General features: G+C 47.9%; 27 protein-coding genes. All 27 read left to right on the forward strand.

Going from position 1 to position 26,293, the window contains the following annotated elements; all coding sequences use genetic code 11:
• Positions 1-54 precede the first annotated feature (54 nt).
• The 27 genes from DWW77_RS12590 to DWW77_RS12715 all read left to right on the forward strand — a co-directional run bounded on the left by DWW77_RS12590 (position 55) and on the right by DWW77_RS12715 (position 26,293).
• A complete protein-coding gene (locus DWW77_RS12590; RefSeq protein WP_114002417.1) occupies positions 55-1,572 on the forward strand; it encodes an NAD(P)H-hydrate dehydratase in 1,518 nt (505 codons plus the stop codon).
• Positions 1,569-2,738 carry an alanine racemase gene (gene alr, locus DWW77_RS12595; protein WP_110102265.1) on the forward strand — a complete coding sequence of 390 codons (1,170 nt, stop codon included), beginning with the start codon at positions 1,569-1,571 and terminating at the stop codon, positions 2,736-2,738. The genes DWW77_RS12590 and alr overlap by 4 nt, the downstream gene beginning before the upstream one ends.
• A 156-nt stretch (positions 2,739-2,894) precedes the next feature.
• Positions 2,895-3,242: a type II toxin-antitoxin system PemK/MazF family toxin gene (locus DWW77_RS12600; protein WP_021650556.1), complete on the forward strand. Its 348-nt coding sequence runs from the start codon at positions 2,895-2,897 to the stop codon at positions 3,240-3,242.
• A gap of 153 nt (positions 3,243-3,395) precedes the next feature.
• A complete protein-coding gene (locus tag DWW77_RS12605) occupies positions 3,396-4,139 on the forward strand; it encodes a YebC/PmpR family DNA-binding transcriptional regulator (RefSeq protein ID WP_015524823.1) in 744 nt (247 codons plus the stop codon).
• 68 nt (positions 4,140-4,207) lie between these two features.
• Positions 4,208-4,921 (forward strand): ClpP family protease, encoded by a 714-nt coding sequence (locus DWW77_RS12610; protein WP_015524824.1) that lies wholly within the window; start codon positions 4,208-4,210, stop codon positions 4,919-4,921.
• Between the two features lie 165 nt (positions 4,922-5,086).
• Positions 5,087-5,974 carry a sulfide/dihydroorotate dehydrogenase-like FAD/NAD-binding protein gene (locus tag DWW77_RS12615; RefSeq protein ID WP_015524825.1) on the forward strand — a complete coding sequence of 296 codons (888 nt, stop codon included), beginning with the start codon at positions 5,087-5,089 and terminating at the stop codon, positions 5,972-5,974.
• Positions 5,974-7,368 (forward strand): NADPH-dependent glutamate synthase, encoded by a 1,395-nt coding sequence (gene gltA / locus DWW77_RS12620; RefSeq protein ID WP_021650554.1) that lies wholly within the window; start codon positions 5,974-5,976, stop codon positions 7,366-7,368. Before DWW77_RS12615 ends, gltA begins: the two co-directional genes overlap by 1 nt.
• A gap of 180 nt (positions 7,369-7,548) precedes the next feature.
• On the forward strand, positions 7,549-8,424 hold the full coding sequence (locus DWW77_RS12625) for an undecaprenyl-diphosphate phosphatase (protein WP_015524826.1): 876 nt from the start codon (positions 7,549-7,551) through the stop codon (positions 8,422-8,424).
• Positions 8,425-8,447: 23 nt separating this feature from the next.
• A complete protein-coding gene (locus DWW77_RS12630) occupies positions 8,448-11,195 on the forward strand; it encodes an FtsK/SpoIIIE family DNA translocase (protein ID WP_118608824.1) in 2,748 nt (915 codons plus the stop codon).
• Complete coding sequence (rlmH, locus tag DWW77_RS12635; RefSeq protein ID WP_021650552.1) at positions 11,192-11,671, forward strand: 23S rRNA (pseudouridine(1915)-N(3))-methyltransferase RlmH; 480 nt, start codon at positions 11,192-11,194, stop codon at positions 11,669-11,671. The genes DWW77_RS12630 and rlmH overlap by 4 nt, the downstream gene beginning before the upstream one ends.
• Before the next feature lie 115 nt (positions 11,672-11,786).
• Positions 11,787-12,074 carry a co-chaperone GroES gene (gene groES / locus DWW77_RS12640; RefSeq protein WP_044960825.1) on the forward strand — a complete coding sequence of 96 codons (288 nt, stop codon included), beginning with the start codon at positions 11,787-11,789 and terminating at the stop codon, positions 12,072-12,074.
• On the forward strand, positions 12,074-12,568 hold the full coding sequence (locus tag DWW77_RS12645) for an MATE family efflux transporter (protein WP_330603397.1): 495 nt from the start codon (positions 12,074-12,076) through the stop codon (positions 12,566-12,568). The genes groES and DWW77_RS12645 overlap by 1 nt, the downstream gene beginning before the upstream one ends.
• 17 nt (positions 12,569-12,585) lie before the next feature.
• The gene (locus DWW77_RS18555) at positions 12,586-12,831 is read left to right on the forward strand and encodes a hypothetical protein (RefSeq protein ID WP_330547772.1); all 246 of its coding nucleotides are present in this window, start codon (positions 12,586-12,588) and stop codon (positions 12,829-12,831) included.
• A 222-nt stretch (positions 12,832-13,053) separates the two neighbouring features.
• Complete coding sequence (locus tag DWW77_RS12650; protein WP_118608825.1) at positions 13,054-14,625, forward strand: ABC transporter substrate-binding protein; 1,572 nt, start codon at positions 13,054-13,056, stop codon at positions 14,623-14,625.
• Between the two features lie 98 nt (positions 14,626-14,723).
• Entirely contained in the window at positions 14,724-15,674 is a 951-nt protein-coding gene (locus DWW77_RS12655) for an ABC transporter permease (protein ID WP_180214802.1), read from the forward strand.
• A 13-nt stretch (positions 15,675-15,687) separates the two neighbouring features.
• Positions 15,688-16,521 (forward strand): ABC transporter permease, encoded by an 834-nt coding sequence (locus DWW77_RS12660; RefSeq protein WP_015524834.1) that lies wholly within the window; start codon positions 15,688-15,690, stop codon positions 16,519-16,521.
• A 15-nt stretch (positions 16,522-16,536) separates the two neighbouring features.
• Positions 16,537-17,496 carry an ABC transporter ATP-binding protein gene (locus tag DWW77_RS12665; RefSeq protein WP_118608826.1) on the forward strand — a complete coding sequence of 320 codons (960 nt, stop codon included), beginning with the start codon at positions 16,537-16,539 and terminating at the stop codon, positions 17,494-17,496.
• Entirely contained in the window at positions 17,493-18,470 is a 978-nt protein-coding gene (locus DWW77_RS12670; protein ID WP_118608827.1) for an ABC transporter ATP-binding protein, read from the forward strand. Before DWW77_RS12665 ends, DWW77_RS12670 begins: the two co-directional genes overlap by 4 nt.
• 29 nt (positions 18,471-18,499) lie before the next feature.
• A complete protein-coding gene (locus DWW77_RS12675; protein ID WP_330607455.1) occupies positions 18,500-19,768 on the forward strand; it encodes an L-cysteine desulfidase family protein in 1,269 nt (422 codons plus the stop codon).
• A 44-nt stretch (positions 19,769-19,812) separates the two neighbouring features.
• Positions 19,813-20,604, forward strand: a complete 792-nt coding sequence (locus tag DWW77_RS12680) for an NYN domain-containing protein (protein ID WP_118368851.1) — start codon at positions 19,813-19,815, stop codon at positions 20,602-20,604.
• On the forward strand, positions 20,601-21,563 hold the full coding sequence (locus DWW77_RS12685; protein WP_118608828.1) for a tRNA dihydrouridine synthase: 963 nt from the start codon (positions 20,601-20,603) through the stop codon (positions 21,561-21,563). Before DWW77_RS12680 ends, DWW77_RS12685 begins: the two co-directional genes overlap by 4 nt.
• Entirely contained in the window at positions 21,560-22,105 is a 546-nt protein-coding gene (locus tag DWW77_RS12690; protein ID WP_015524841.1) for a DUF2284 domain-containing protein, read from the forward strand. The genes DWW77_RS12685 and DWW77_RS12690 overlap by 4 nt, the downstream gene beginning before the upstream one ends.
• An 84-nt stretch (positions 22,106-22,189) precedes the next feature.
• Positions 22,190-22,453 (forward strand): YabP/YqfC family sporulation protein, encoded by a 264-nt coding sequence (locus DWW77_RS12695; RefSeq protein WP_118608829.1) that lies wholly within the window; start codon positions 22,190-22,192, stop codon positions 22,451-22,453.
• Positions 22,453-23,658: a sporulation protein YqfD gene (locus DWW77_RS12700; RefSeq protein ID WP_118608830.1), complete on the forward strand. Its 1,206-nt coding sequence runs from the start codon at positions 22,453-22,455 to the stop codon at positions 23,656-23,658. Before DWW77_RS12695 ends, DWW77_RS12700 begins: the two co-directional genes overlap by 1 nt.
• Positions 23,651-24,676, forward strand: coding sequence for a PhoH family protein (locus DWW77_RS12705; RefSeq protein ID WP_022426778.1), 1,026 nt, complete (start codon positions 23,651-23,653; stop codon positions 24,674-24,676). Before DWW77_RS12700 ends, DWW77_RS12705 begins: the two co-directional genes overlap by 8 nt.
• Positions 24,673-25,167 (forward strand): rRNA maturation RNase YbeY, encoded by a 495-nt coding sequence (ybeY, locus tag DWW77_RS12710; RefSeq protein ID WP_118608831.1) that lies wholly within the window; start codon positions 24,673-24,675, stop codon positions 25,165-25,167. Before DWW77_RS12705 ends, ybeY begins: the two co-directional genes overlap by 4 nt.
• Positions 25,168-25,243: 76 nt before the next feature.
• Positions 25,244-26,293 carry a DUF3048 domain-containing protein gene (locus DWW77_RS12715; RefSeq protein WP_278654469.1) on the forward strand — a complete coding sequence of 350 codons (1,050 nt, stop codon included), beginning with the start codon at positions 25,244-25,246 and terminating at the stop codon, positions 26,291-26,293.

Here is a 26,293-nt window from a genome sequence, read left to right on the forward strand (position 1 = left end):
TAAGCTGCCGGAAACGGCAGCTTTCTCTATGACAGAGGGGAGGCAGAAGACAGAATGAAGAAGCTTGTTACCTGCAAAGAAATGAAGGATCTGGACTCCACAACGATCCGTGAGATCGGAGTTCCCTCCGAGGTTCTGATGGAGCGGGCGGCACTGAAGGTGGTAGAGGAAACAGAAAAGTATCTCCAGAAGGACGAAAGGATCCTGGTAGTCTGCGGAAGCGGAAATAATGGCGGTGACGGTATCGCTGTTGCCAGATTGTTCCATCTGAAAGGGATCCGGGTAGAGTTTTATATGGTCGGAAACAAAGATAAAATGACCAGAGAGACAGCTCTTCAGTATAAGATCGCTTCCGGTTATCGTGTCCCGGAGGTGAATAACCCGCAGTGGAGTGAATATACTACTATAGTAGATGCCGTGTTTGGGGTGGGCCTGACGCGTCCGATCGAGGGGCATTATGCTGATATCATCCATGAGATGAACAGTGCGAGGGCCAAAAAGATCGCAGTTGACATCCCGTCAGGAGTGAACGGAGATACTGGCCTGGAAATGGGAATTGCCTTCAGCGCCGATCTGACTGTCACATTTGCTTACCGGAAAAGAGGTCTTTGCTTTTATCCGGGAAGACTGTATGCAGGAAGGATCGTTACCGCCGATATCGGGATCTATGAGCAGGAAGCTGTGACTGCATCTGCCGCCTGTCTGGAAAATAAAGATCTGAAGCTGTTTCCGGAACGTGATCCCGGCGGAAACAAGGGTACCTTCGGAAAAGTGCTCTTTGTGACCGGAAGTGAGGGAATGTGCGGAGCCGCTTATTTAAGCGCCAGTGCAGCACTTCGTGCCGGTGCGGGAATGGTAAAGATCCAGACTGTGGAAGCCAACAGGATCCCACTGCAGATACTCCTTCCGGAGGCTATGGTCTGCAGCCGCTTTGATCAGGAATCCAATGAACAGCTTCTATCCTGGTGTGATGTGATCGTGATCGGACCGGGACTTGGAACATCAGTGGCCAGCCGTGAGAGAGAACAGTGGTTTCTCACGGCGGCTGCCCGGGAGAAAAAGCCGCTGATCCTGGATGCGGACGGCCTGAACCTTCTGGCTGCACATCCACAGTGGTATCAGTATCTGGGAGAGCATGTAGTCCTGACACCGCATATCGGAGAAATGAGCCGGCTCAGTGGCAGAACGATCCAGGAGATCCAGCATGAGATCGCAGATACTGCACTGAAATGTGCTGCGGAAACAGGCTCTGTGTGCGTATTGAAGGATGCATGTACGGTGATCGCAGATGAAAAAGGCCAGATGTATCTGAATCTTTCCGGTAATTCCGGAATGGCAACTGCAGGAAGCGGAGATGTGCTTTCCGGGATCCTGGCAGCAGTGTTATGTATGTATCTGAAAACGGAGGAACAGCCTCCCATGGTTTTAAAGGCCGCGTTAGGTGTTTATCTTCACGGACTTTGCGGTGATCTTGCAGCCGCTGAAAAAGGAAAGCGCAGTATGCTGGCAGGAGATATCATAGAATATCTGCCCAAGGCATTAGCTATAGGTGAAGAGGAGTCGGGATTATGAAAAAATACGAGAGAGTAAAAGCACTGGTATCACTGGATGCCATTGCCCACAATTTTGAGGAAATGCATAAAAATGTCAAAGAAGGGACAAAGATCATCGCTGTGATCAAGGCAGACGGTTATGGTCATGGTGCCAGAGCTATTGCCCGTCTGATCCAGGACTATGACTATATCTGGGGATTTGCAACAGCTACTGCAGAGGAGGCACTGGAGCTTCGGCATGCAGGGATCACCAAGCCTGTCCTGATCCTTGGCCTTGTATTTGAGGAATATTATGAAGAGCTTGCAGCCAATGATATCCGGATCACCATATCGGATCTTAATACAGCAGCAGAATATGCAAAAGCAGGTGCACGCATTGGAAAAAATGTACATATTCATCTGGCTCTGGATACGGGAATGACAAGGATCGGATATGCGGATATTCCGGAAAATGCGATAAAGATCGAAAAAATCTCAAAAATCCCGAATCTGGTGATCGAGGGAATGTTTACCCATTTTGCCAGGGCGGATGAGACCGACCGTTCTCCTGCACTGGTGCAGCTGGACCGTTATCTCCGTTTTGCAGAGCTTCTGGAAAAAAGAGGTGTTCATATTCCGGTACGTCACTGCTCCAACAGTGCAGGTATCATCCGTGTTCCGGAAGCAAATCTCAATGTCGTTCGTGCCGGTATCACCATTTACGGTATTTATCCGTCAGAGGAGGTAGAACGTGATATTGTGAAGCTGACACCTGCAATGGAGCTGAAAAGTCATGTATCCTATGTGAAAAATGTGGAACGTGGAACAGCGGTAAGCTATGGAGGAACGTTTGTTACAGAACGCTTTACCAGAATGGCAACGATCCCCGTAGGTTATGCAGATGGCTATCCGAGACAGCTTTCCAATAAGGGCTGGGTCCTGATCCGGGGCAAAAAAGCTCCGATCCTCGGACGTGTCTGCATGGATCAGTTTATGGTTGATGTCACAGATATCCCGGAGGTGAAGGCCGGGGACGAGGTCACCCTGATGGGAAGAGATGGAGAGGAATTTATCAGTGTGGAGACACTGGGAGATCTTTCCGGAAGATTTTCCTATGAATTTGTCTGCGGGATCAGTAAACGTGTTCCGCGGGTTTATATCAAAGACGGTAAGGAATGCGGAGAAGAGGAGAGCTTTTTCCAGTAGATCCGTAAATACCCGGATCCGGAAAACGCCGGGTCAGACATAAGGCCGGTAAAAAAGTACCACGCATGGTATACACAAAGAAATTGTGGAAATACTTATCTGTAAAAAGGAATACGGCTTGCAAATAAGCCGGACCAGAATCGGAGTGTGAATTGTGTGGTTATAAAAAGAGGGGATATTTTTTACGCGGACTTAAGACCTGTAGTGGGCAGTGAACAGGGCGGCATCCGTCCGGTGCTGATCATCCAGAACGATGTGGGCAACCGTCACAGTCCCACAGTGATCTGTGCGGCAATTACATCAAAAATGAATAAGGCAAAGCTGCCGACACATATTGAGATCGATGCATCCGCCTACGGGATCGAAAAGGATTCCGTGATCCTTCTGGAACAGCTCCGCACCATCGACAAGCGGCGTCTGAAGGATAAGGTGTGTCATCTGGACAGTGCTATGCTTGATAAGGTGAATCATGCGCTTGAGATCAGTCTGGAACTGACTTTTTAGGGGAACATGAGGAATTTTGACCGGTTTGTTTTCTGATTCTTGACGAAATCTTTCATAAGTGCTATATTAAACCGAGTTGCAATTATGTAAAACGGTACCCAAAATGAGCAGGGCACGAAAGAAAATATACGGTAACAAGGAGAGGAAGATACCATGTCAGGACATTCAAAATTTGCCAACATCAAACATAAGAAAGAGAAAAATGATGCCAAGAAGGGTAAGATCTTCACAGTCATCGGCCGTGAGATCGTTATGGCAGTAAAGGCCGGCGGCCCGGATCCTGCAAACAACAGCAAGCTTCGTGATGTCATCGCAAAAGCAAAAGCGAACAACATGCCGAATGATACGATCGATCGTGGAATCAAGAAGGCAGCAGGTGCGGATTCTGCAGACAGCTACGAGAAGGCTGTATATGAGGGATATGGTCCGAACGGTGTTGCTATTATCGTAGAGACTCTTACAGATAACAAGAACCGTACTGCAGGTAATGTACGTAACGCGTTTACCAAGGGTAATGGAAGCATCGGAACACAGGGATGCGTATCCTTTATGTTCGACCAGAAGGGCCAGATCATCATCGACAAGGAAGAGCTTGAGGATGAGTGCGGCGAGATGGATGCGGACGAGCTGATGATGACAGCTCTGGATGCAGGTGCTGAGGACTTCAACGAGGAAGAGGACAGCTTTGAGATCATCACAGCACCGGACGATTTCAGTGCTGTACGTGAGGCTCTTGAGAAAGCCGGGATCCCGCTTGTAGAAGCACAGATCGCCATGATCCCGCAGACCTATGTGGAGCTGACGGATGATCAGGCTATCAAAGATCTTCACAGAACACTGGATCTTCTTGATGATGACGACGACGTTACTGACGTATGGACAAACTGGGACGAATGATCTCTGAATAGAAAGTAATATTTTGCATATAATACCTCCAGAATTTCAGATTCCGGAGGTATTTTTTTATGGAAAAACAGAGCGAAGAGAGAAAACAGAAGGAACTGGACCGGGAAGCGAGCCAGAACGAACAGATCCGGGAAACAGGGCAGGCAGTGCTCGATGGAAATTCCCGGAAGCATAAAGTGGAGCTTCTGACGGTGATCGGGGAAATCGAAGGTCATGAATCCGCGCCGTCTCACAGCAAAACAACCAAGTATGAGCATGTACTGCCAAAGCTGGCTCTCATTGAGGACGATGAGGAGATCGAGGGGCTTCTGATCCTTTTAAATACGGTAGGAGGAGATGTGGAGGCAGGGCTTGCCATTGCGGAGATGATCGCGTCTCTAAGTATCCCTACGGTTTCCCTGGTGCTGGGCGGGGGACATTCCATAGGTGTACCCATGGCGGTATCAGCAGATTATTCCTTTATCGTGCCAAGTGCTACCATGGTGGTCCATCCGGTACGCCAGAACGGAATGTTCATCGGCGTGGCGCAGTCCTACCGCAATATGGAAAAGATCCAGGACCGGATCATTGCCTTTGTATCCGGACATTCACATATCACGGCAGAACGGATGGAGGAGCTGATGCTGGATACCTCCCAGCTTGTAAAAGATGTGGGGACTATGCTGGAGGGTGAGGAAGCGGTAAAGGAAGGACTCATCGATGAAGTAGGAGGGATCCGGGAGGCACTGGACCGATTGTATACCCTTATTGAAAGGAAAAAAACACAGAAATAACCAGTTTTGTATGTGGCTTTTGATGATGTTAGTTGTATAAGACTAACATGGTTGCGCTGTGCTGTGGTAAAGAAATTTGACAGAAATTGTAAATCTACTCTTGTCATATGCTGATTTTTAGCGTATTATTAATAAAGGTTTATAATTTGCGCGAGGAGGAAGACCATGTATAAGGTTTTAAAAGCTGAAACGCTGGCAGCTAAGATCCATCTTATGGTTGTGCATGCACCACGTGTGGCAAGCCACTGTCTGCCAGGACAATTTATCATTGTGAAACTTGACGAAAAGGGAGAGAGGATCCCGCTTACCATCTGCGATTACGATCGCGAGGCCGGTACAGTTACCATCGTATTCCAGGAGATCGGAGCATCTACCATTAAGATGTCCGCACTGAAGGCGGGAGATTCATTCCGTGATTTCGTAGGACCTCTGGGATGTCCGTCTGAGTTCGTCCATGAGGATATCGAAGAACTTAAGAAGAAAAAAATGGTATTCGTAGCCGGTGGTGTCGGTACCGCACCTGTTTATCCGCAGGTTAAATGGCTCCATGAGCACGGCATCACAGCGGATGTTATCCTTGGTTCCAAGACTAAGGATATGGTTATCCTTGAGAAAGAGCTTGGCGCTGTTTCCAATCTTTATGTTACAACAGATGACGGTTCCTATGGCCGTTCCGGTATGGTAACAAAGACTCTTGAGGATCTTGTGACAAACGAGGGCAAGCATTATGACGTCTGTGTAGCGATCGGACCGATGATCATGATGAAATTTGTCTGTCTTCTTACCAAGAAGCTTGGTATCCACACAATTGTCAGCATGAACCCGATCATGGTTGACGGAACCGGTATGTGCGGCGCTTGTCGTCTCCAGGTCGGTGATGAGATCAAATTTGCCTGCGTAGACGGACCGGAGTTCGACGGACATCTCGTTGATTTCGATCAGGCTATGAAGAGAAGCCAGATGTATAAGACCCAGGAGGGCCGTGCATTACTGAAGCTTCAGGAAGGCGATACCCACCACGGTGGATGCGGACATTGCGGAGGTGACAACTAATGGCAGATGCAAAAATGTTAAAAAAAGTTCCTGTAAGAGAGCAGGATCCGAAGGTACGTGCGACAAACTTCGAGGAAGTATGTCTTGGATATAATCAGGAAGAAGCAATGGAAGAGGCACAGAGATGCCTTGGCTGTAAGAAACCGAAATGTGTAGAGGGATGTCCGGTATCCATCAATATTCCGGGATTTATCGAGCACATCAAAGAAGGCAACATGGAAGAGGCTTACAAGGTGATCGGTTTATCTTCCGCACTTCCAGCTATCTGTGGTCGTGTATGTCCGCAGGAATCCCAGTGTGAGGGACAGTGTATCCGCGGTAAGAAGGGCGAGGCTGTTTCTATCGGTAAGCTGGAGAGATTCGTTGCAGACTATGCTCTGGAGCATGATATCAAACCTGCAGGAGCAGAGGTTAAGAACGGACATAAGGTTGCAGTGATCGGTTCCGGTCCATCCGGACTTACCTGTGCAGGTGACCTTGCAAAGGCAGGATACGATGTAACTGTATTCGAGGCTCTTCATGAGCTTGGCGGTGTTCTTGTTTACGGTATTCCAGAGTTCCGTCTTCCGAAGCAGAAGGTTGTTAAGAAAGAGATCGAGAAGGTCAAAGAGCTTGGCGTTAAATTCGAGACAAACGTTGTCATCGGTAAATCCACTACCATCGATCAGCTGATCGAGGATGAGGGATTTGAGGCTGTATTCATCGGTTCCGGTGCAGGACTTCCGATGTTCATGGGGATCCCGGGTGAGAATGCAAGCGGTGTATTCTCTGCAAACGAGTACCTGACAAGAAGCAACCTCATGAAAGCATTCGATGATTCCTATGATACACCGATCGCAGCAGGCAAAAAGGTTGCAGTTGTCGGCGGTGGTAACGTTGCCATGGATGCTGCAAGAACAGCGCTGAGACTTGGCGCTGAGGTACATATCGTATACAGAAGAAGTGAGGCAGAGCTTCCTGCACGAGCAGAGGAAGTTCATCACGCTAAGGAAGAGGGCATCATCTTTGATCTTCTTACAAATCCGAAGGAGATCCTCGTTGATGAGAACGGCCACGTAAACGGTATGAAGGTTGTCAAGATGGAGCTTGGTGAGCCGGATGCATCCGGAAGAAGACGTCCGGTAGAGATTCCTGGTTCCGAGTATGATATGGATGTAGATACTGTCATCATGTCTCTTGGTACTTCACCGAACCCGCTGATCTCTTCCACAACCAAGGGCCTTGACATCAACAAGAGAAGATGTATCGTTGCCGAGGAAGAAACCGGTAAGACATCCAAGGACGGCGTATATGCCGGTGGTGATGCCGTTACAGGTGCAGCTACCGTAATCCTTGCCATGGGTGCAGGTAAAGCTGGTGCAAAAGGTATCGACGAATATCTGAAAAATAAATAAGCAGAAAGTCTGTTTATAAACAGATCCTCCGACTGTGTTTTCTGATGCAGCCGGAGGATTTTTTTTCTTGCAGATCAAAAAAAGAACATTTGTTTGAAACTTTTGCCAAGTGAAGATTGTAAGTTTTACTCAGTTATGCTATAATGTGTTGGAAAAAATTTAAGAAAAGGAAATATCATTATGTCAGTGATACATGCGATTATATTGGGAATCATTCAGGGAATCACCGAATTTCTGCCGGTGAGCAGCTTCGGACATCTCTGTGGAGTGCAGGATCTTTTGGGCGGTACCAGAGGCTCCGGTGTGCTTTTTGAAGTGATGCTCCATCTGGGAACTATGATAGCTCTGATCCTTGTTTTTCTGAAGGATATCAAGAAGATTGGGATCGAGCTGATCGGAATGATACTGGATCTGATCGGAAATGCCAATATTTTTCTCTATAACCGTAGGACTGGGAAAGAGCTTACCTACGCAAAGATCATAAGCGGAACTTACCGGAAGCTTACTGCCCTGATCATGGTATCCACTATTCCTACAGTCCTGATCGGATATCAGTGCAAACGACTTGTTGTGCGAAGCGCATCCTCACACATGTTTTCCGGGATCGGAATCCTTCTTACAGGTGTGATCCTCCTTGTTGTGGACTACAGTAATGTCAATGGCAGCAAGGGAACAAAAGAAACCAGCTTCGGAGATGCTATGTGGATGGGTATCTGCCAGGGCCTTTCTGTGTTTCCGGGCCTTTCCAGGCTTGGCCTTACCATGAGCGCAGGACTTTTCTGCGGCCTCGGACGGAAGTTTGCAGTGAAATATTCGCTGCTGATGAGCATTCCGGCTGTGGTGGGAGCTTTTTTTGTGGAGATGGGAGAGTTCACTTCTGTTCATATGACTGTTGGCCAGGGATTTACTTATGTTCTTGGAATGATCGTGGCCGGGATCACAGGCTATCTGGTGATCCGTTTTATGCTTAAGCTTTCGAATCAGGTCAGACTGCGTTATTTTGCATTTTATTCTTTTGCAGCCGGAATCCTTATTCTGGCAGCGAATTATATTTGATATCAACTGGGAGGAGTCTGACAATGGCAGCTTCAAAAACGACAAAAAAAAGAAAAAGAAAACCTGCGGCGAAGCAGCAGCCTGTCGGTAATCGCTTTCAGACAGAGATCCTGATCCTTGTGATGTTTGCGGCCTGCCTGATCCTGATGATCAGTGCATTTGGTATGGGAGGGATCGTAGGAAATGCCATCAGTGCCGTATGCTTTGGCATCATGGGACTTTGTGCATATATTTTCCCGATCCTGCTTTTTGCCGGAGTTACGTTCCTGATCGTGAACAATACCAACCGTCTTGCCTACAAAAAGGTACTGGCGGGCGTGGTATTTTTTGTGTTCCTCTGCGGCTTTCTTCAGCTGATCACAGAGGGCTATACGCCAAGTACCACGTTTTCGGATTATTATTCACTGAGTTCGGAATACCGTACCGGTGGTGGAGTATTCGGTGGTGCAGTATGTATTTCCACAGCATCCGCTTTTGGCGTTGTGGGCGGAACTGTGATCATCGTTCTGGTGCTTCTTGTGTCTCTCATCATCATAACACAGAGATCCTTCTTCGGATTTATGAATAAGATCCTGGACTTTTTTACAGATGCAGCAAGAGAGGGCAGAGAAGCTTATCTTGAGGGACAGCCGGACAGAGAAAAGCAGAAGGAGCTTCGCAGAAAGATCCGTGCGGAAAAAAGAGCGGAGAAGATCCGCCGGCTGGAAGAAGAGCTGGAGGAAGAAGAACTTGCCCTTACAGAGAAAGATCCGGAAAATATCTCAAAAAAACAAAAGAAAAAAACAAGAAGATCGCAGAAAGAAAGACAGGCTGCGGTGAAGGCGAACCGGGAAGGAGAATTTAATCTTCCTTCTTTCCTTGATGAACAAAAGGCTGTACTTCCGGCAGATACAGATCTGACAGAAGAGGATCCAGGGCTTGATGAGAAACCGGAGGAGCATGCTCAGCCGCTGGAATTCCAGATCCACCGTTCACAGTCCCAGCCGGCCCGGGAAGAGTCGGAGGAGCCGGATTTCGAAAGAGAAATGCAGGAAGCCGAAGAGGAGGATGCTTATGCCGGCTATGAGGATGTAGATATTCCCGAGATGCAGCAGATCCTGCCGTCAAAAACTGAGACAGCAGCAAAAGCTTCCCGGGAAACAGGAAAGGCAGCCGTTCCCGCTGAGATAAAGGAGGATCCTCAGCCGGAAGCTGAACAGAAGGCATCCCATCAGCCCTCCAGAAACCCGAAGTCATCTCAGACAGAGATCGAGCATGGGATCAGAAATATCCAGCATGAGATCAGCCAGGGAGAAGCTCCGGAGAAGAAACCATATCAGTATCCGCCGCTGAAGCTTCTGAAGCGCGGAGATGGCAGATCTCAGGGAGATTCCGATGCACATCTGCGCAAAACAGCACAGAAGCTTCAGGAAACCCTGCATAATTTCGGCGTCAATGTAACCGTTACCAATGTGAGCTGCGGACCTACCGTTACCCGCTATGAGCTGCAGCCGGAAATGGGTGTGAAGGTCAGCAAGATCGTTGGTCTTTCCGATGATATCAAGCTGAATCTTGCTACACCGGATATCCGCATCGAAGCACCGATACCGGGAAAGGCAGCCGTGGGGATCGAGGTTCCGAACAAGGAGAACAGCCCGGTCATGCTGAGGGATCTTCTTCAGTCAGAGGAGTTTAAAAATGCAAAATCCAAGTTGTCCTTTGCAGCAGGTAAGGATATTGCCGGAAAACCGGTAGTGGCAGATATTGCCAAGATGCCGCATCTTCTTATCGCCGGAGCAACCGGCTCCGGAAAATCCGTCTGCATCAATACGCTGATCGTCAGCATCCTTTATAAGGCTACACCGGATGAGGTGCGTCTGATCATGATCGATCCGAAGGTGGTGGAGCTCAGTGTATATAACGGGATCCCGCACCTGTTCATTCCGGTGGTCACAGATCCGAAGAAAGCGGCCGGTGCGCTGAACTGGGCTGTTTCCGAGATGACCAGCCGTTACAATGCCTTTGCGGAATATGGGGTACGTAATCTTGGAGAATATAACAAAAAGGTTGCCAATATGCGGGTCCCGGAGGGAGAAAAGGCACCTGAGAAGATGCCGCAGATCGTGATCATCGTGGACGAGCTTGCGGATCTTATGATGGTTGCGCCGGGAGAAGTTGAGGATGCGATCTGCCGTCTGGCCCAGCTGGCACGTGCAGCTGGTATCCATCTGATCATTGCTACCCAGAGGCCATCGGTCAATGTCATCACAGGTCTGATCAAGGCCAATATGCCGTCCAGGATCGCATTTTCCGTATCCTCCGGCGTGGATTCCAGGACGATTCTGGATATGAACGGTGCCGAGAAGCTTCTTGGCAAGGGCGATATGCTGTTTTATCCTCAGGGGTATCAGAAGCCGGCCAGACTGCAGGGTGCTTTTGTTTCAGATGAGGAGGTCAGTGCAGTCGTAGAATATGTTTCTGACAAAAACCAGGGTGCTGTTTATGATACCTCCATCGAGAAGCAGGTCAATACAGCCGGTGTCCCGGGAGGAGCCGGCGGCGGTGACAGAGATGTCTATTTTACAGAAGCCGGTAAATTTATCATTGAGAAGGAAAAGGCCTCCATCGGTATGCTCCAGCGTATGTTCAAAATCGGATTTAACCGTGCGGCAAGGATCATGGATCAGCTTTGTGACGCAGGAGTGGTAGGTCCGGAGGAAGGAACCAAGCCAAGGAAGGTTTTGATGTCAGCAGAAGAATTTGAGAATTATCTGGAGGAGAACGGCGGATGAAAATAAGTATCCTGACAGTAGGGAAGATCAAGGAAAAATATCTGCGGGATGCCATTGCGGAGTATTCCAAGCGCCTTGGGCGTTACTGCAAGCTGGAGATCATAGAAGTGTCCGACGAAAAAACACCGGATAATGCCAGCGAAACAGTAGAAGATGCCATTCGGAACAAGGAAGGGGAGCGTCTTCTTAAATATATCCGGGATGATGCGTTTGTGATCACTCTGGAGATCGGAGGCGAACAGCTGACCTCTGAGAACTTCGCACGGAAGATCAACGAGCTGGGAATACGTGGGACCAGCCATATCCAGTTTGTGATCGGCGGCTCTATCGGTCTTGGAAAAGAAGTACTGAAGAGATCAGACTATGCTTTAAGCTTTTCGAAGATGACATTTCCTCATCAGCTGATGCGTGTGATCCTTCTGGAACAGATCTACCGCAGCTATCGTATCATCAGCGGAGAGCCCTATCATAAATAATATCATACTACATATCTGCAAATATCTTGACAATTTTCGGATATGTAGTATGATAAAAAAAGAGTAGCACTCGAAGCTCAAGAGTGCTAATAATCACAGAAAGAAGGAAATGAATATGGCATTAAAACCAGTTGCAGACAGAGTTATCGTAAAATATTTTGAGACAGAAGACAAAACCGCATCCGGCATCGTACTTCCGGACAGCTCCAAGGAGAAAACCCAGCAGGCAGAGGTTATCGCAGTAGGTGGCGGTAAGGTCGTAGACGGTAAAGAAGTACCGGTACAGGTAAAGCCGGGCGACCGTGTGATCTACGGAAAATACACAGGAACCGAGATCAAATATGAGGGTGAGAAATATCTGGTGATCAACGCAGATGATATCATTGCCATCGTAAAAGACTGATGAAGAGTTTTTATCGTAATTTTCTGAAATTATGCTCCATGCTGGTGCTGCAGAATGTAGTGACCTTAAGTGTCAATCTTGCGGACAACATTATGCTTGGAGCCTTTAGCGAAACTGCATTATCCGGTGTGACCACCGTAAACCAGGTACAGTTCGTCTTTCAGCAGCTGCTTATGGCGCTGGGAGACGGACTTGTCATATTCGGAAGTCAGTACTGGGGAAAGAAAGAGACAGAGCCGGTAAGGAAGATCGGTGCCTGGGCCATGAGCACAGGCTTTTTTATTGCCCTTGTGCTGTTTATCCTGGCCAGTCTTTTTCCAACACAGCTGCTGGGGCTTTTTACAACAGATCAGGCGATTATCGAAGCCGGTCTTTCCTATCTGGCGATCATCCGGTTTACTTACTTTTTCTTTGCGGTGACGCAGATCCTGCTTGCTACACTGCGCTGTGTGGAAATTGCAGGGGTTGCCTTCGGGCTTTCGGTAATGACTTAAGTGTAGTAATGGTAGGAATGTCCTATCAGATGCCGACAAACGGTGGTATCATCCGGGGAAGCGGAAGCATCGCTTATTCCATGAAGGTGGACCTGATCAGTACCTGGGGGATCGTGATCCCTCTGTCCATGTTTATGGCATTTGTGGTCAAGGCATCTCCGGCAGTGGTGGTATGCTGCCTGAATGCAGATCAGATCTTTAAATGCGTGCCTGCATTTTTGAAGTGCAATTACGGACACTGGATCAAAAATATGACGAATTAAGGAAATATATATAGATCAGAGGCAAGATACAGAAAATTTATCTTGACGCCTGTGTGATCTGTATGTAGAATAAATACAAGCTTTAACGAAATGCAGTAAAAAAATCTCTGAAGAGCCAGGGACAGCTTGACAAAGGTAATATGGTATAGTATTATCTTGCTTATATCATATTAAACTGGTGGGAAAAGAGGTATACTCACTGAAACACAGGAGGAACAGGAAATGAGAAAAAAAGTACTGGCAGCGCTTCTGGTAGCTGCAGTGGCAGGAACAACTGTTATGTCAGGAATGACTGCTTTTGCAGCAGAAACAGAAGGAACCAAGGCGGAAGGCGGAAATATTACCATTGCAGAAACAGCAGATCCGCAGAACATCAATCCGCTTTATGTTGTGGATCAGACAAGCTTCGATATGATGCAGGCACTGTACAGCCCGTTTTTTGAGATCGTGAACGGAGAGATGTATTACGGAAACGGACTTTGCGAAAGTGTAACAGCCAATGATGATGCCAGCGAATTCACACTGAAGCTCAAAGACGGACTGAAATGGCATGACGGTCAGCCGATCACAGCCGATGATGTGGTATTCACCATGCAGGTGCTGGTAGATGAGAAGCAGAATGTTCCGTATTCTTCTTACGGATACGTTAATGACAAGGCAGTAGAGGCAGAGAAGGTTGATGACCTTACAGTCAAGATTTCCCTTGGATCATCTTCCGCAGGATTTCTTGGTGGACTGAGCCAGGTTTACTGTATTCCGAAGCATATTTATGACGGCGTGGAGAATATCGGAGAAAGTGATCTCAACAATGAACCGGTGGGAAGTGGTCCTTTTAAGTTCGAGGAATACAAATCCGGAGAGTATTATAAAGTAACAAAATTCGATGACTATTTTGATGATGTAAATCTGGATTCCATCACCTTCAAGATCGTAAAGGATTCCAGCTCCGCCAATGCGGCACTTGCAAGCGGAGATCTGGATGCACGTCTGATCAGCGCAGATGATTACGATACCGTCAGTGCTTACGATAACGTAAACATCAATACCTATAATTCCGGACGTGTCAACGCCATGTTCATGAATGAGCTGAACGAAGATCTTCAGGATGTAAAGGTACGTCAGGCGATCGCATACGCACTGAATAAAGAGGAGTTCTGTCAGTTTGCTTTCCTTTCCGAGGATTATGCAGAGCCTGCAGATTCTATTTTTACACCGGATACACTCTACTATACAAAACCGGACAATACCTACGACAATGATCCGGCTAAAGCACAGGAGCTCCTTTCCGAAGCAGGAAAGACAAGTCTTTCTCTGAACCTGATGTATATCTCCACAGATAAGACAATGGAGAGTGAGGCTCTGTATGTACAGTCTGCCCTTGCCAATGTAGGAATCACCATCAATCTTCTTCCTACAGATGAGTCTACCTTCAAGAATAAGACAAAGGATCCTGAGTGCACAGATTATGATCTGGTACTGAGCTTCTACACTCTGGGAGAAGAGCCGAGCCTTTATGCAGACATGAGTTCTTCCGTCAGCCGTTCCAACTATTCCAGGATCAAGGATACAGATCTGGATGCATTGTGGGAAGAGGGCAACAGCACTGCAGATGAGACAAAACGTGGCGAGATTTATAAGGAGATCCAGAATACGATCAATGATAACATGTATATCTATCCGATCGCTTATTCCAATGGTTTCTATGCGGTAAGTAAAGATTTCGGAGGCTTTGATGAATGTCTGTTAAAAACTATTTATTATGATTATTCCAAGATCTACACATTGGAGAAATAAATAATTTTATAGCGGATGAATACCGGAAACAGAAAGAGGCTGACGCGTTTTTGCGCCAGCCGATTTCCTGTTTTCGGGGAAAATAAAGGAGGTACATTTTGAAGAAGATCGTAAACCGTCTGATACAGTGTATTCTGACACTGTTTATTGTCTCTGTTCTCTGCTTTGCACTGACAAAAGCAGCGCCCGGAGATCCTGTCCTGACTTATGTGGAACCAAATATGAGTGAAGAATATATCCAGAACCTGAGAGAAAGCCTGGGACTTACAAAGCCTGTCTATGAGCAGTACTTTCTGTGGCTGGGAAGGATCTTTCACGGGAATTTCGGAAATTCCCTGATGAATAACCGACCGGTCCTGACACAGATGCTGGAGAGGCTTCCCGCAACCGTGATCCTAATGGGGACCAGCATGCTGCTTGGTTTTCTCATTGCCATTGTACTGGGCCTGTATTCAGGAAAGAATAAAAATGGTGTTCTGGATAAGATCACCAGCATGTTCTGTTATGTAGGTATCTCCATTCCTACGTTCTGGTTCGGTATCATGCTGATCTATCTCTTCAGTGTGCATCTCCATATCCTGCCAAGTATCGGTATGCATTCAGACGGCAACCGTTCCTTAGGAGATCTGATCCTGCATATGGTCATGCCCTGCGCAGTTCTGACCTTTGCAAATGCGTCACAGTACATCCGGTATTTAAGAAGCAGTACCATTACGGAAATGTCCTCCGATTATGTTATGGTGCAGAAGGCTTACGGAATGAAAGAGTCTGGAATCCTTTTCCGGCATGTACTGAAAAATGCCATGCTTCCTATGATCACAGTTCTCGGAATGAGCCTGCAGTCTCTGGTTTCCGGTGCCATTATCACCGAGCAGGTTTTTGCATGGCCGGGAATCGGTCAGCTGGCAGTGACCGCTGTTATGCAGTATGATTATCCCCTGATCATGGGAATCACCATGTTTACCGCGCTTCTCGTGGTGCTCGGAAATCTTCTGGCAGATATCCTGTATGCTGTCTTTGATCCGAGGATCCGCAAAGCAGGATGTTAGGAGGTAAAGGGACATGAGAGAAAATATCTGGAAAAATATCAAACTTGGTTTTAAGACAAATAAACTTGCAGTGGCAGGTGCAGCAGCGATCATCCTGCTGGCACTGATCTCCATTTTTGCCTTTTTGTATCCGGTAGATCCCAATGCCATCAGCGCCACAGAGAGACTGAATGCTCCTTCCATGGCGCATCTTTTCGGTACGGATGATATGGGACGGGATTATCTGGCTCGCTGTATTTACGGAGGAAGAGCATCCCTTCTGGTGGGCTTCCTTTCCATGGTGCTTTCTACAGCCCTTGGTGTGATCATCGGTTCCATCAGCGGTTTTGTGGGAGGAACGGTGGATGCAGTGCTGATGCGTCTGGTGGATGCACTGATGAGCCTTCCGACATTCCTGATCATGATCGTTATGAATGCCTTCCTGAAACCGGGACTTCAGAACATTGTCCTGATCATCGGCTTTCTGACCTGGATGAACATTGCCAGGATCGTCCGTGGCGAGACCATTTCCCTGAACGAGAGAGAGTATGTCATCTATGCAAAGATCTCCGGACAGAAGAAATTCTCCACCATTGTACATCATATCCTGCCTAACATCATGCCTACCATTATCGTGGCTGCAACCATGAACATTGCCAATGCCATCCTGATGGAATCTGCACTGAGCTTTTTCGGCCTGGGTATCCAGCCGCCTACGGCTTCCTGGGGAAGTATGCTGAGCAATGCACAGCGCTATATCCAGCAGGCACCGTATCTGGCTATTTTCCCCGGAATCCTGATCCTGATCACGGTCGTCAGCTTCAATTATCTGGGAGAAGTATTAAGAAAAGTATTCGAGCCCAAGTAAGGAGGACATTTACATATGGAAAAATTACTGGAAGTAAAAGATCTGAAGGTGTCTTTCTTTACAGACCTTGGAGAGACACAGGCAGTAAAAGGTGCAGGCTTTGCCATCGGTGAGGGGGATTTTTTCGGGATCGTAGGAGAGTCCGGAAGCGGAAAAAGCGTGACCACCAAATCCATTCTCCGGCTCGGACCATCCAACTGTAAGATCATGGGTGGTGAGATCCTGTTCCGGGGAGAAGATATCCTGAAGAAAAATGAATCAGAGCTCCGTGAGATCCGCGGTGGTGAGATCGCCATGATCTTTCAGGATTCTCTTTCCGCACTGAATCCGGTTTACACTGTTGGCAATAAGATGGTAGAGCTGATCCGGCGCCATACCAATATGAACAAAAAAGAAGCAAAGGCCCGGGTGCTGGAGCTTCTCACAGCCGTTGGCATCACAGACCCGGAAAAGGCTATGAACAGCTATCCTCACGAGCTTTCCGGCGGTATGCGCCAGCGTGTGATGATCGCCATGGCCATGAGCAGTGATCCGAAGGTTCTGATCGCAGATGAGCCCACCACAGCCCTGGATGTTACGATCCAGGCGCAGATCCTTCATCTGCTTCTGGAACTTCAGAAAAAAAACAATATGAGCATCATCCTGATCACCCATGATCTGGGCGTTGTAGCGCAGACCTGTAAACGGGTAGCTGTCATGTGTGGTGGCTACGTGGTGGAAGAGGGAACTGTAGAAGAGATCTTTCTTCATCCGGGACATCCCTATACACAGGCACTGATCGCAAGCATGCCGCGGGTGGGAGGTACCTTTGAACAGTTTCTGGAGAGAGATCTTTCGGACGGAAACGGTGATCTGTGTCCCTTCCTGAATCGCTGTAAATATGCGGACAAAACCTGTGAAGCCTGTCTTCCGAAATATTATGAGGCTTCAGAGGGACACAGGATATTCTGTCACAGAAGGGAGGAGAAGAGATGAGCAAGCCCTTAATTGAAGTAAAAGATCTGAAAGTATATTTTAAACAGAAATCTCCGAAGCTTCTGTCCTTTAAGCCGGGCATACTGAAGGCTGTGGATCAGGTAAGCTTTTCGATTGAAAAGGGGAAAACCTTCGGTCTGGTAGGAGAATCCGGAAGTGGAAAATCTACCATCGGAAAGGCAATCCTACGTTATCATAAACCCACAGGCGGTGAGATTTTTTATGAAGGAACAGAGATCGGAGCCATGGGGGAAAAAGAACTGCTTCCATACCGCAAAAAAATGCAGTCCGTTTTTCAGGATCCCTATTCCTCTCTGGACCCAAGCCATACAGTGCAGGATATCATCTGTGAGCCTATGGCGATCCATAAAATGTACACGCAGAAAGAACGTAAAGAGCGTGCAAAAGAACTGATCCGCGTGGTTGGTCTCAAAGAGCAGGATCTTCTGAAGTATCCTCATGAGTTCTCCGGCGGACAGCGTCAGAGGATTTCCATTGCAAGAGCACTTTCCGTACAGCCGGAATTTGTAGTCTGCGATGAGCCCATTTCTGCGCTGGATGTTTCTCTGCAGGCCCAGATCGTTCAGATGCTTCAGGATCTTCAGGAAAAATACGGGCTGACCTATCTGTTCATCAGCCATCAGCTGCAGGTGGTCCAGAAGATCTGTGATGAGATCGGGGTGCTTTATCTTGGAAATCTCATGGAGATCGCAGATGCAGATAAGCTCTATTCCAATCCGCTGCATCCTTATACAAAAATGCTGATCTCCTCGATTCCGGTTCCGGACCCGAGAGTCAAAACTCTGGATCAGATCGTTACGGATACTGGGGTACAGTCCAGATCTATCGGGGGCTGTCGCTTCCATAACCGCTGTCCGTGGTGTGAGGAACGCTGCAGACAGGAAACCCCGGCACTTCGTCAGGTGGAGCAGGGACATATGGTAGCATGTCATAAATATCAGGAAAAGAAATAATCATAAAATACGGGAAGGTAAATAAAAAAGTGGACAAAAATATATATAAAAACTATCTGGCGATCCTCCGTGAGGAGATGATCCCGGCTATGGGATGCACAGAACCGATCGCTCTGGCCTATGGTGCGGCAAGAGCAAGAGAGATCCTTGGGAAAGAGCCGGAGCGTATCGTAGCAAAATGTTCCGGAAATATCATCAAAAATGTGCGTTGTGTGATCATTCCCAATTCAGGAGGCTTAAAGGGGATTCCTGCAGGTGTGATCCTTGGGGCGGTGGCAGGAGATGCCTCACTGAATATGGAAGTTCTTTCCAAAGTCGATGAAAAGGGCAGGGCACGCTGCCGGGAACTTCTGGAGGCAGATATCTGTAAGGTGGAGCTTCTGGACACGCCGGTAGTCCTTCACATTATCATCGAAATGTATGCCGGTGAAGATGCCGTCAGCCTGGAGATCAAATACGACCATATCAACGTGACCAGGATCAGCAAAAACGGAGAGATCCTCCTTGATGCAGATAAAGCAGTGGAAGAAAAGGAAGAGACGGACCGCGGCCTGTTAAATCTGGAGGATATTCGGGAATTTGCAGATACCGTAGAGCTTTCCGATGTAAAGGAGCTTCTGGATGCGCAGATCAGAAGCAACATGGCCATTGCTCATGAGGGAATGACCGGAAAATACGGCCTGGGTATCGGGCGCGTGATCCGTGAAAATTATTCTCACGATATGCTCACCAGAATGAGAAGTCTTACTGCAGCGGCTTCTGAGGCACGTATGGGTGGCTGTGATATGCCGGTTGTCATCAACTCCGGAAGCGGAAATCAGGGAATTGCATGCTCTGTTCCGCTGATCGTCTATGCAAGAGAGATGGAGTTGCCGGATTACAGCCTCTACAGGGCTCTGGTGTTTTCCAATCTCCTCACAGTTTATCAGAAGCAATATATAGGGAAGCTGTCTGCCTTCTGCGGTGCGGTATCGGCCTCCTGTGCAGCCGGAGCTGCCATTACCTATATGGTAGGCGGAGATATTTCCTTGATCAAAAAAACGATTGAGAATACTCTTGCCAATATTCCGGGAATCATCTGTGATGGGGCCAAGATCTCCTGTGCAGCCAAGATCGCAGCCAGTCTTGATGCAGCCTTCCTGGCGCATCATCTTGCCATGAACGGGCAGTCTTATGCACCTTATACAGGAATTCTCCAGGAAGAAACCGCAGAGACTATCAGCTGTGTGGGACAGATCGGAAAAGACGGTATGAAGGAAACAGACAGAGAGATCCTCAAGATCATGCTGGAGCATTGATCCGCATCGGAGACGGCACAGATTAAACAGAAAAGGTTGGATTTATGGACAACGAATTAAGAATTGCAATACTGATCGATGCAGATAATGTATCAGACAAATACATCAAGATCATCGTGGACGAGGTGGCAAACATCGGCATAGCCACCTACAAACGGATCTATGGAGACTGGACCAGTGCACGGCTTTCCTCCTGGAAAAATGTCCTCCTGGAGGATTCCATCATCCCTATCCAGCAGTACAGCTATACCACCGGAAAAAACGCCACCGATTCGGCGATGATCATTGATGCCATGGATATTCTGTATTCCGGAAATGTGGATGGATATTGTATTGTTTCTTCGGACAGTGATTTCACCCGTCTGGCAGCAAGGCTCCGGGAATCCGGAATGCTGGTCCTGGGTATGGGTGAGGAGAAGACGCCGAAGCCGTTTATTTCCGCATGCAACCAGTTTAAATATCTGGATCTTCTCTACCGCAACCAACAGGAGGAAGAGAAGAAGGAAGATCTGGCTACTGCAGCAGAAGCTAAAAAATCCGGAAACAGCAGCAAACAGAGCAGCTCCGGCTCCAGGAAGAACAAAGATCTCAAGCGGGTACGCAAGGCCATTAATGCCATCATCGAGAAATTTTCTGACGAAGAGGGATGGCTTTCCTCCGGACAGCTGGGCGACCAGCTTGGGAAACGACTTCCGGATTTTGATGTGCGTAATTACGGATATTCCAAGCTGACCCCCTTTATCAAATCTCTGGGAAATTATGAGACAGGCAGGATCCCCACAGGAAGCGGAGGGAGAAAGCAGATCTATTTCCGGATGAAGGAGGATAAACAATGAAGAATTATCTGGCACCTATGGAGGGCGTAACCAACTGGGTTTACCGGAATGCATATCATGACTGTTTTTATCCCATGGATAAATACTTTACTCCCTTCATCACTGCCAAGCCTAATAAACGTCTCAGCAGCAAGGAGATCAAAGAGGTATCACCGGAAACCAACGGAGATCTTCCGGTGATCCCCCAGATCCTGACCAACAATGCGGAGGATTTTGTGAAAACAGCGCATATCTTCCGGGATGAATACGGACACAGGGAAGTAAATCTCAATCTGGGATGCCCCTCGGGAACTGTCACAGCCAAGGGAAAGGGTGCCGGTTTCCTGGGCGAGCCGGATAAGCTGGAACGTTTTCTGGATGAGATCTTCGAAAAGACCGGGATGGAGATCTCCATAAAAACGAGAGTGGGAACGGATTATGAGGAAGACTGGGAACGGCTTCTTGAGGTCTACGGCAGATATCCGCTGAAGGAGCTGATCATCCATCCACGCCTTCTGAAGGATCATTATAAGGGAGTTCCCAGATATGGACTGTATGAGGAGGCAAGGGAAAAGCTGAAGGTTCCCCTGGGATATAATGGGGATATTTTTTCAGTGGAGGCTTATCAGGAAATCCGGGAGAAATTTCCGGATGCAGACAGCGTCATGTACGGAAGAGGTCTGATCGCAAGGCCCTATCTTCTGGATGCCATTATGCAAAAAGAAGACGGCGAGGATCACCGGGAAGAATACCGGAAAAAGCTGCGGCAGTTCCATGACCGCCTTTACCGGGATTATCAGGGATATCTTTCGGGAGAACGAAATGTACTTTTCCGCATGAAGGAATTGTGGAGTTATATGGCACCGGGCTTTACCAATTATGCCAGATATCTGAAAAAGATCAAAAAATCCCAGCATTTTGGTGACTATGAGGCAGCAGTTATGAGCCTTTTTGGAGAACAGGAGATCTTAAAGGTATGAACAGTATAAAAGAAAAATTTGATGAGTTTATTTCCCAGTATCCCATTTTTGAGTATCGTGTGCTGGATACCGGGGATATTAAAGTACAGTCACGTGTGCGTACGATCTGTAAACAGGAATGTGAACGTTATGGGAGCACATGGGCCTGTCCTCCGGCAGTGGGAGAGCTGTCAGAATGCGAAAAGAAGATCCGGAGCTATCCGAAAGCAGTTTTCTTTTCCAGCGTTGCGGAGGTATCGGATATCATGAACATGAAGGAGATGCTTTCCACAAGAATGGAACACGAAGCGCTTACAGAGAAGGTACGTGATTTTCTGGAGGGAGAGGGCTATGAGACCTTTACGCTTTCCACGGAATCCTGTGACTTCTGTGAACGCTGTGCCTATCTGGACGGAAAACCATGCCGTTTTCCGGAGCATATGCATCCATGTCTGGAAAGCTATGGCGTGGTAGTCAGTGAGATCGTAGAAAAGGAAGCTATGGAATATAATCTGGGTGGAAATACCATCCTCTGGTTTTCCATGGTGCTGATCCGCAGATAAAAGACAAAAAGCAGATACAGCGAAAGATACATAAGAAGAAATCCTCCGGCATAAATTAATGATAAAAGCCGGAGGATTTTTTTAATGAGAAAAATGTCAGCTTTTCTGGAGTTTCCCGGGGAACCGGCATTTCGGGAGGTGCAGGTGATACTTACGGGAAAACGCCGGGCAGTGATCGAAAATTACCGGAATATCCAGAGCTATACAAGGGAGGAGATCCTGATACTGACACCTTCCGGCAGACTTGTGATCCGTGGGAAAAACCTTGTGATCCCCTGCTACACAACCCTTGAACTATGTATCCGCGGGCAGATCGAAAGCATTACGCTGGAGGAGGGAAATAAGTAATGGTCCCAGGTTTTGTGCGGGTTTCTGTTAAGGGACAGCAGTGTCAGCGGTTCGTGAACCTTTGCAGAGGCAGGGAAATGGATCTGAAAAGGATCATCCGCACCGGTGAGACGGAGCTTCAGCTCACCATGAAGGTAGCGGATTTTCTGCAGCTCTCGCCACTGCGGAGAAAAACAGGGGTACATATCCACATCCTGAAAAAAAGAGGACCTTTGTTTTTTCTGCTTTTCTGTAAAAGAAGAAAAATGATCCCCGCAGGGTTTCTGGCAGTTTGCTGCCTCCTTTTTTTTCTGTCAGGCAGAGTGTGGAACGTTGAAATTCGGGGAAATATTTTAAATCCCACACCCCAGCTGATGAGCTTTCTGAAAGAGCAGGGGGTCTGTTTCGGAGTATCCAGAAAAAAGATCAGCTGCAGTGCACTTGCAGCTTCCCTGCGAAGAGAATTTCCGGAGATCACCTGGGTGTCTGCCGGATTTTCGGGAACGGGCCTGCGTTTTGAGATCCGGGAGGGAACTGCCGGAGAAAAAGCAGAGCCGGAAGAAAAATCCTGCAGTCTTTTTTCAACTCTGGACGGTGTGATCGATTCCATGGTCACACGGCAGGGAACTCCTCTTGTCAGGGCCGGGGATGAAATAAAAAAAGGCCAGGAACTGGTTTCCGGGATCGTGGACATCACCGATGACAGCCAGGAGGTCATCCGCTATGCATATGTTCAGGCAGATGCGGATATTTACATCCGACATACCATTGCCTATTACGATACCTTTCCGTTGGACATAGAGAAAAAGGTATGGTCCGATAAAAAGAAAACAAGGCTTTTTTTTCAGCTGGGAAACTGGTTTCTGGACTTTTCCTCTCCTCTGAAACAAAATGAGGAACGCCTCGTCAGCCGGGAACCTCTTTTCAGTATCGGGATTTTTCGTTCTCCTGTTACCCTGTGGATCGCTGCGATTGGAAAGTACGAAGTACAGAAAGAGCAGCTGACAGAGGATGTCGCAAAAAAACAGGCCATACAAAGGCTTTATGCCTATGAAGAAAAATTAATAGAAAAAGGGGTTCAAATATCTGAAAATAATGTTAAAATAGAAATAAATCACCAGGACTGCGTCAGCAGAGGCACTCTTACCGTCATTGAACGGACCGGAAGAGAAGCCCCCACAGAAAAAAAGACGCAGCCAAAAGAAAGGACACCAGAGGATGGCTAGCAGCATTATCGAATTATATGTGGATGTGCCGGCAGACCGCCAGGCGAATATTTTCGGACAGTTTGACGAGCATCTGAAGCTGATCGAACGTACTCTGAACGTAACAATGATCTTCCGTGACGGTTCTCTTAAGATCCTGGGAAGCCAGGAGGGAGCCACACAGGCCAGGGCGATCGTGGAGGAACTGAATACACTTGCGGGCAGAGGCAATACCATCACACAGCAGAATGTGAATTACGCACTTTCCCTTGCCATGGAGAAGATCGGCTCCGTGATGGAGGAGATCGACAAGGATTTTATCTGTAATACCATACAGGGCAGACCCATCAAGCCCAAGACTCTCGGACAGAAGGACTATGTGGAACAGATCCGTAAGAAGATGATCGTGTTCGGCGTGGGACCTGCCGGAACCGGCAAAACCTATCTTGCCATGGCTATGGCAGTAACTGCTTTTCGCAATGAGGAGGTTTCCAGGATCATTCTTACCAGACCGGCCATTGAGGCAGGCGAGAAGCTGGGATTCCTTCCTGGCGATCTCCAGAGCAAGGTCGATCCCTATCTGCGTCCTCTTTATGATGCATTGTATCAGATCATGGGCGCAGACAGCTTTGCCAAAAACATGGAGAAGGGGCTCATCGAGGTTGCCCCTCTTGCCTATATGAGAGGACGTACACTGGATAATGCCTTCATCATCCTGGATGAGGCGCAGAATACCACACCTGCCCAGATGAAGATGTTCCTGACCAGGATCGGCTTCGGTTCCAAGGTGATCATCACAGGAGATGCATCCCAGAAGGACCTTCCCAGGGATGCCACGTCTGGTCTGGATGTAGCGATGAAGGTGCTGAAGAAGATCGATGACATCGGATTCTGTCAGCTGACCAGCAAGGATGTTGTACGTCATCCACTTGTACAGCAGATCGTACAGGCCTATGACGATTATGAAAAAAAACAGAAGCCTGCCAAATCCAGGAAGGATGACAGGTATGCTGTAAAAAATAAGGAGTACAGAAGATGACCATAAATATCGAATATGAGACAGATCAGGAGCTGGGCATTGACTATGCTGCCCTTGCATCCCAGGTTGCGGACAAGGTTCTTGAAATGGAAAAATGTCCCTATGACGGACAGGTCAATCTTGTCCTGACAGACAACGAGGAGATCAAGAGGGTAAATACGGAATTCCGGAATATCCAGGCTCCTACGGATGTGCTGTCATTTCCTATGATCCCCTTTGAGACACCGGCGGATTATTCCGTTGTGGAAGAGGATGAGTCCTATTTTGATCTGGACAGTGATGAACTCCTTCTTGGAGATATCATGATCTCCGTGCCTAAGGTTTTTGCCCAGGCAGAGGAATACGGACATAGTGTGACAAGGGAATTCTGTTTCCTGGTGGCACACAGTATGCTGCATCTTCTGGGCTATGATCATATGACAGAGGATGAGGCAAAGGTCATGGAAGCCAAGCAGGCAGCGGCACTGAAGGCGCTGGGGATCAACCGCTAGCTCCGGAATGACTGCGGGCTGTCCCACGGAAAAGCTAAGCGGAAAACTCTTCCGCTTTAAGAAAAGGAGGTAATATATGAGAATGAAAAAGACAGGTATCCTGGCAGGTATCACAGCTGCATGCATCTGCATTGCCCAGACTGTTCCCGCTTTTGGAGCAGGGCAGGATCTGGTAGGCTTTGTCCCCAATGAGGAAAAGCAGGAAGAAACTCAGGTAAAGAGCTATCTTACCGGCGAAAATGTTCCGGAGAGCATTGGACGGAGAAGACCGGTTGCCGTGATGATGGGCAACAACAGTGTCGGAGCTCCCCAGAGTGGTATCGGACATGCCGGTGTTGTCTACGAAGCGCCGGTGGAAGGTAATATTACCCGTCTTATGGGCATTCTCGAAGATTACGATGAGCTGGAACGGATCGGTTCCGTTCGCAGCTGCCGTGACTATTATCTCTTTTATGCCAACGAATTTAATGCGATCTATGCCCACTACGGACAGGCTGCCTATGCACTGCCTTATCTGGAGCAGCATGTGATCGATAACCTCAACGGGATCCAGATCGGCAAGCTGGCTTTTTTCCGCACAACAGACAGGAAGGCACCTCACAATGCCTACACAGATGCCAGTCACCTTCAGGCAGGCATAGATGCCATGGGATACAGCCAGGAATATAAAGAAGAATATACCGGACATTATCTTTTTGCAGAAGATGGTACAGAGACTGTACCGGATGGGATCATAGCCAGCCTTGTGAAGCTGGATAATTTTACTGACAATCATCCGTGGTATGAATACGATGAAGAGACAAAGGAATATAAGAGATTCCAGTTTGGCAAGGAACATGTGGATCAGTTGGATAATGAACCGCTTACCTGCGACAATATCATCCTTCAGTATTCATCCTGCCCGGCCTACGATGGAAACGGCTATCTGAATATTGATGCCATTTCCGGCGGAGAGGGCAAGTTTATTACCAGAGGCAAAGCTATTGATATCCGCTGGGAGAAGGATTCTCCATGGGGGATCACGCATTATTACGACGGAAATGAACAGGAGATCCGCCTGAATCCGGGTACTACCTGGGTGGAGATCGTACAAAATGACAGGATTGATTCCGTTACTTATCAGTAA

It is taken from the genome of Ruminococcus sp. AF17-12 (genome assembly GCF_003479245.1).
GTDB lineage: Bacteria > Bacillota > Clostridia > Lachnospirales > Lachnospiraceae > Blautia_A > Blautia_A fusiformis.

Coding starts and splice junctions, on each gene's coding strand:
- DWW77_RS12590 (WP_114002417.1), top strand. CDS start 55: ATGAAGAAGCTTGTTACCTGCAAAGAAATGAAGGATCTGGACTCCACA.
- alr (WP_110102265.1), top strand. CDS start 1,569: ATGAAAAAATACGAGAGAGTAAAAGCACTGGTATCACTGGATGCCATT.
- DWW77_RS12605 (WP_015524823.1), top strand. CDS start 3,396: ATGTCAGGACATTCAAAATTTGCCAACATCAAACATAAGAAAGAGAAA.
- DWW77_RS12610 (WP_015524824.1), top strand. CDS start 4,208: ATGGAAAAACAGAGCGAAGAGAGAAAACAGAAGGAACTGGACCGGGAA.
- DWW77_RS12615 (WP_015524825.1), top strand. CDS start 5,087: ATGTATAAGGTTTTAAAAGCTGAAACGCTGGCAGCTAAGATCCATCTT.
- gltA (WP_021650554.1), top strand. CDS start 5,974: ATGGCAGATGCAAAAATGTTAAAAAAAGTTCCTGTAAGAGAGCAGGAT.
- DWW77_RS12625 (WP_015524826.1), top strand. CDS start 7,549: ATGTCAGTGATACATGCGATTATATTGGGAATCATTCAGGGAATCACC.
- DWW77_RS12630 (WP_118608824.1), top strand. CDS start 8,448: ATGGCAGCTTCAAAAACGACAAAAAAAAGAAAAAGAAAACCTGCGGCG.
- rlmH (WP_021650552.1), top strand. CDS start 11,192: ATGAAAATAAGTATCCTGACAGTAGGGAAGATCAAGGAAAAATATCTG.
- groES (WP_044960825.1), top strand. CDS start 11,787: ATGGCATTAAAACCAGTTGCAGACAGAGTTATCGTAAAATATTTTGAG.
- DWW77_RS12645 (WP_330603397.1), top strand. CDS start 12,074: ATGAAGAGTTTTTATCGTAATTTTCTGAAATTATGCTCCATGCTGGTG.
- DWW77_RS18555 (WP_330547772.1), top strand. CDS start 12,586: ATGTCCTATCAGATGCCGACAAACGGTGGTATCATCCGGGGAAGCGGA.
- DWW77_RS12650 (WP_118608825.1), top strand. CDS start 13,054: ATGAGAAAAAAAGTACTGGCAGCGCTTCTGGTAGCTGCAGTGGCAGGA.
- DWW77_RS12660 (WP_015524834.1), top strand. CDS start 15,688: ATGAGAGAAAATATCTGGAAAAATATCAAACTTGGTTTTAAGACAAAT.
- DWW77_RS12665 (WP_118608826.1), top strand. CDS start 16,537: ATGGAAAAATTACTGGAAGTAAAAGATCTGAAGGTGTCTTTCTTTACA.
- DWW77_RS12670 (WP_118608827.1), top strand. CDS start 17,493: ATGAGCAAGCCCTTAATTGAAGTAAAAGATCTGAAAGTATATTTTAAA.
- DWW77_RS12680 (WP_118368851.1), top strand. CDS start 19,813: ATGGACAACGAATTAAGAATTGCAATACTGATCGATGCAGATAATGTA.
- DWW77_RS12685 (WP_118608828.1), top strand. CDS start 20,601: ATGAAGAATTATCTGGCACCTATGGAGGGCGTAACCAACTGGGTTTAC.
- DWW77_RS12690 (WP_015524841.1), top strand. CDS start 21,560: ATGAACAGTATAAAAGAAAAATTTGATGAGTTTATTTCCCAGTATCCC.
- DWW77_RS12695 (WP_118608829.1), top strand. CDS start 22,190: ATGAGAAAAATGTCAGCTTTTCTGGAGTTTCCCGGGGAACCGGCATTT.
- DWW77_RS12700 (WP_118608830.1), top strand. CDS start 22,453: ATGGTCCCAGGTTTTGTGCGGGTTTCTGTTAAGGGACAGCAGTGTCAG.
- DWW77_RS12705 (WP_022426778.1), top strand. CDS start 23,651: ATGGCTAGCAGCATTATCGAATTATATGTGGATGTGCCGGCAGACCGC.
- ybeY (WP_118608831.1), top strand. CDS start 24,673: ATGACCATAAATATCGAATATGAGACAGATCAGGAGCTGGGCATTGAC.
- DWW77_RS12715 (WP_278654469.1), top strand. CDS start 25,244: ATGAGAATGAAAAAGACAGGTATCCTGGCAGGTATCACAGCTGCATGC.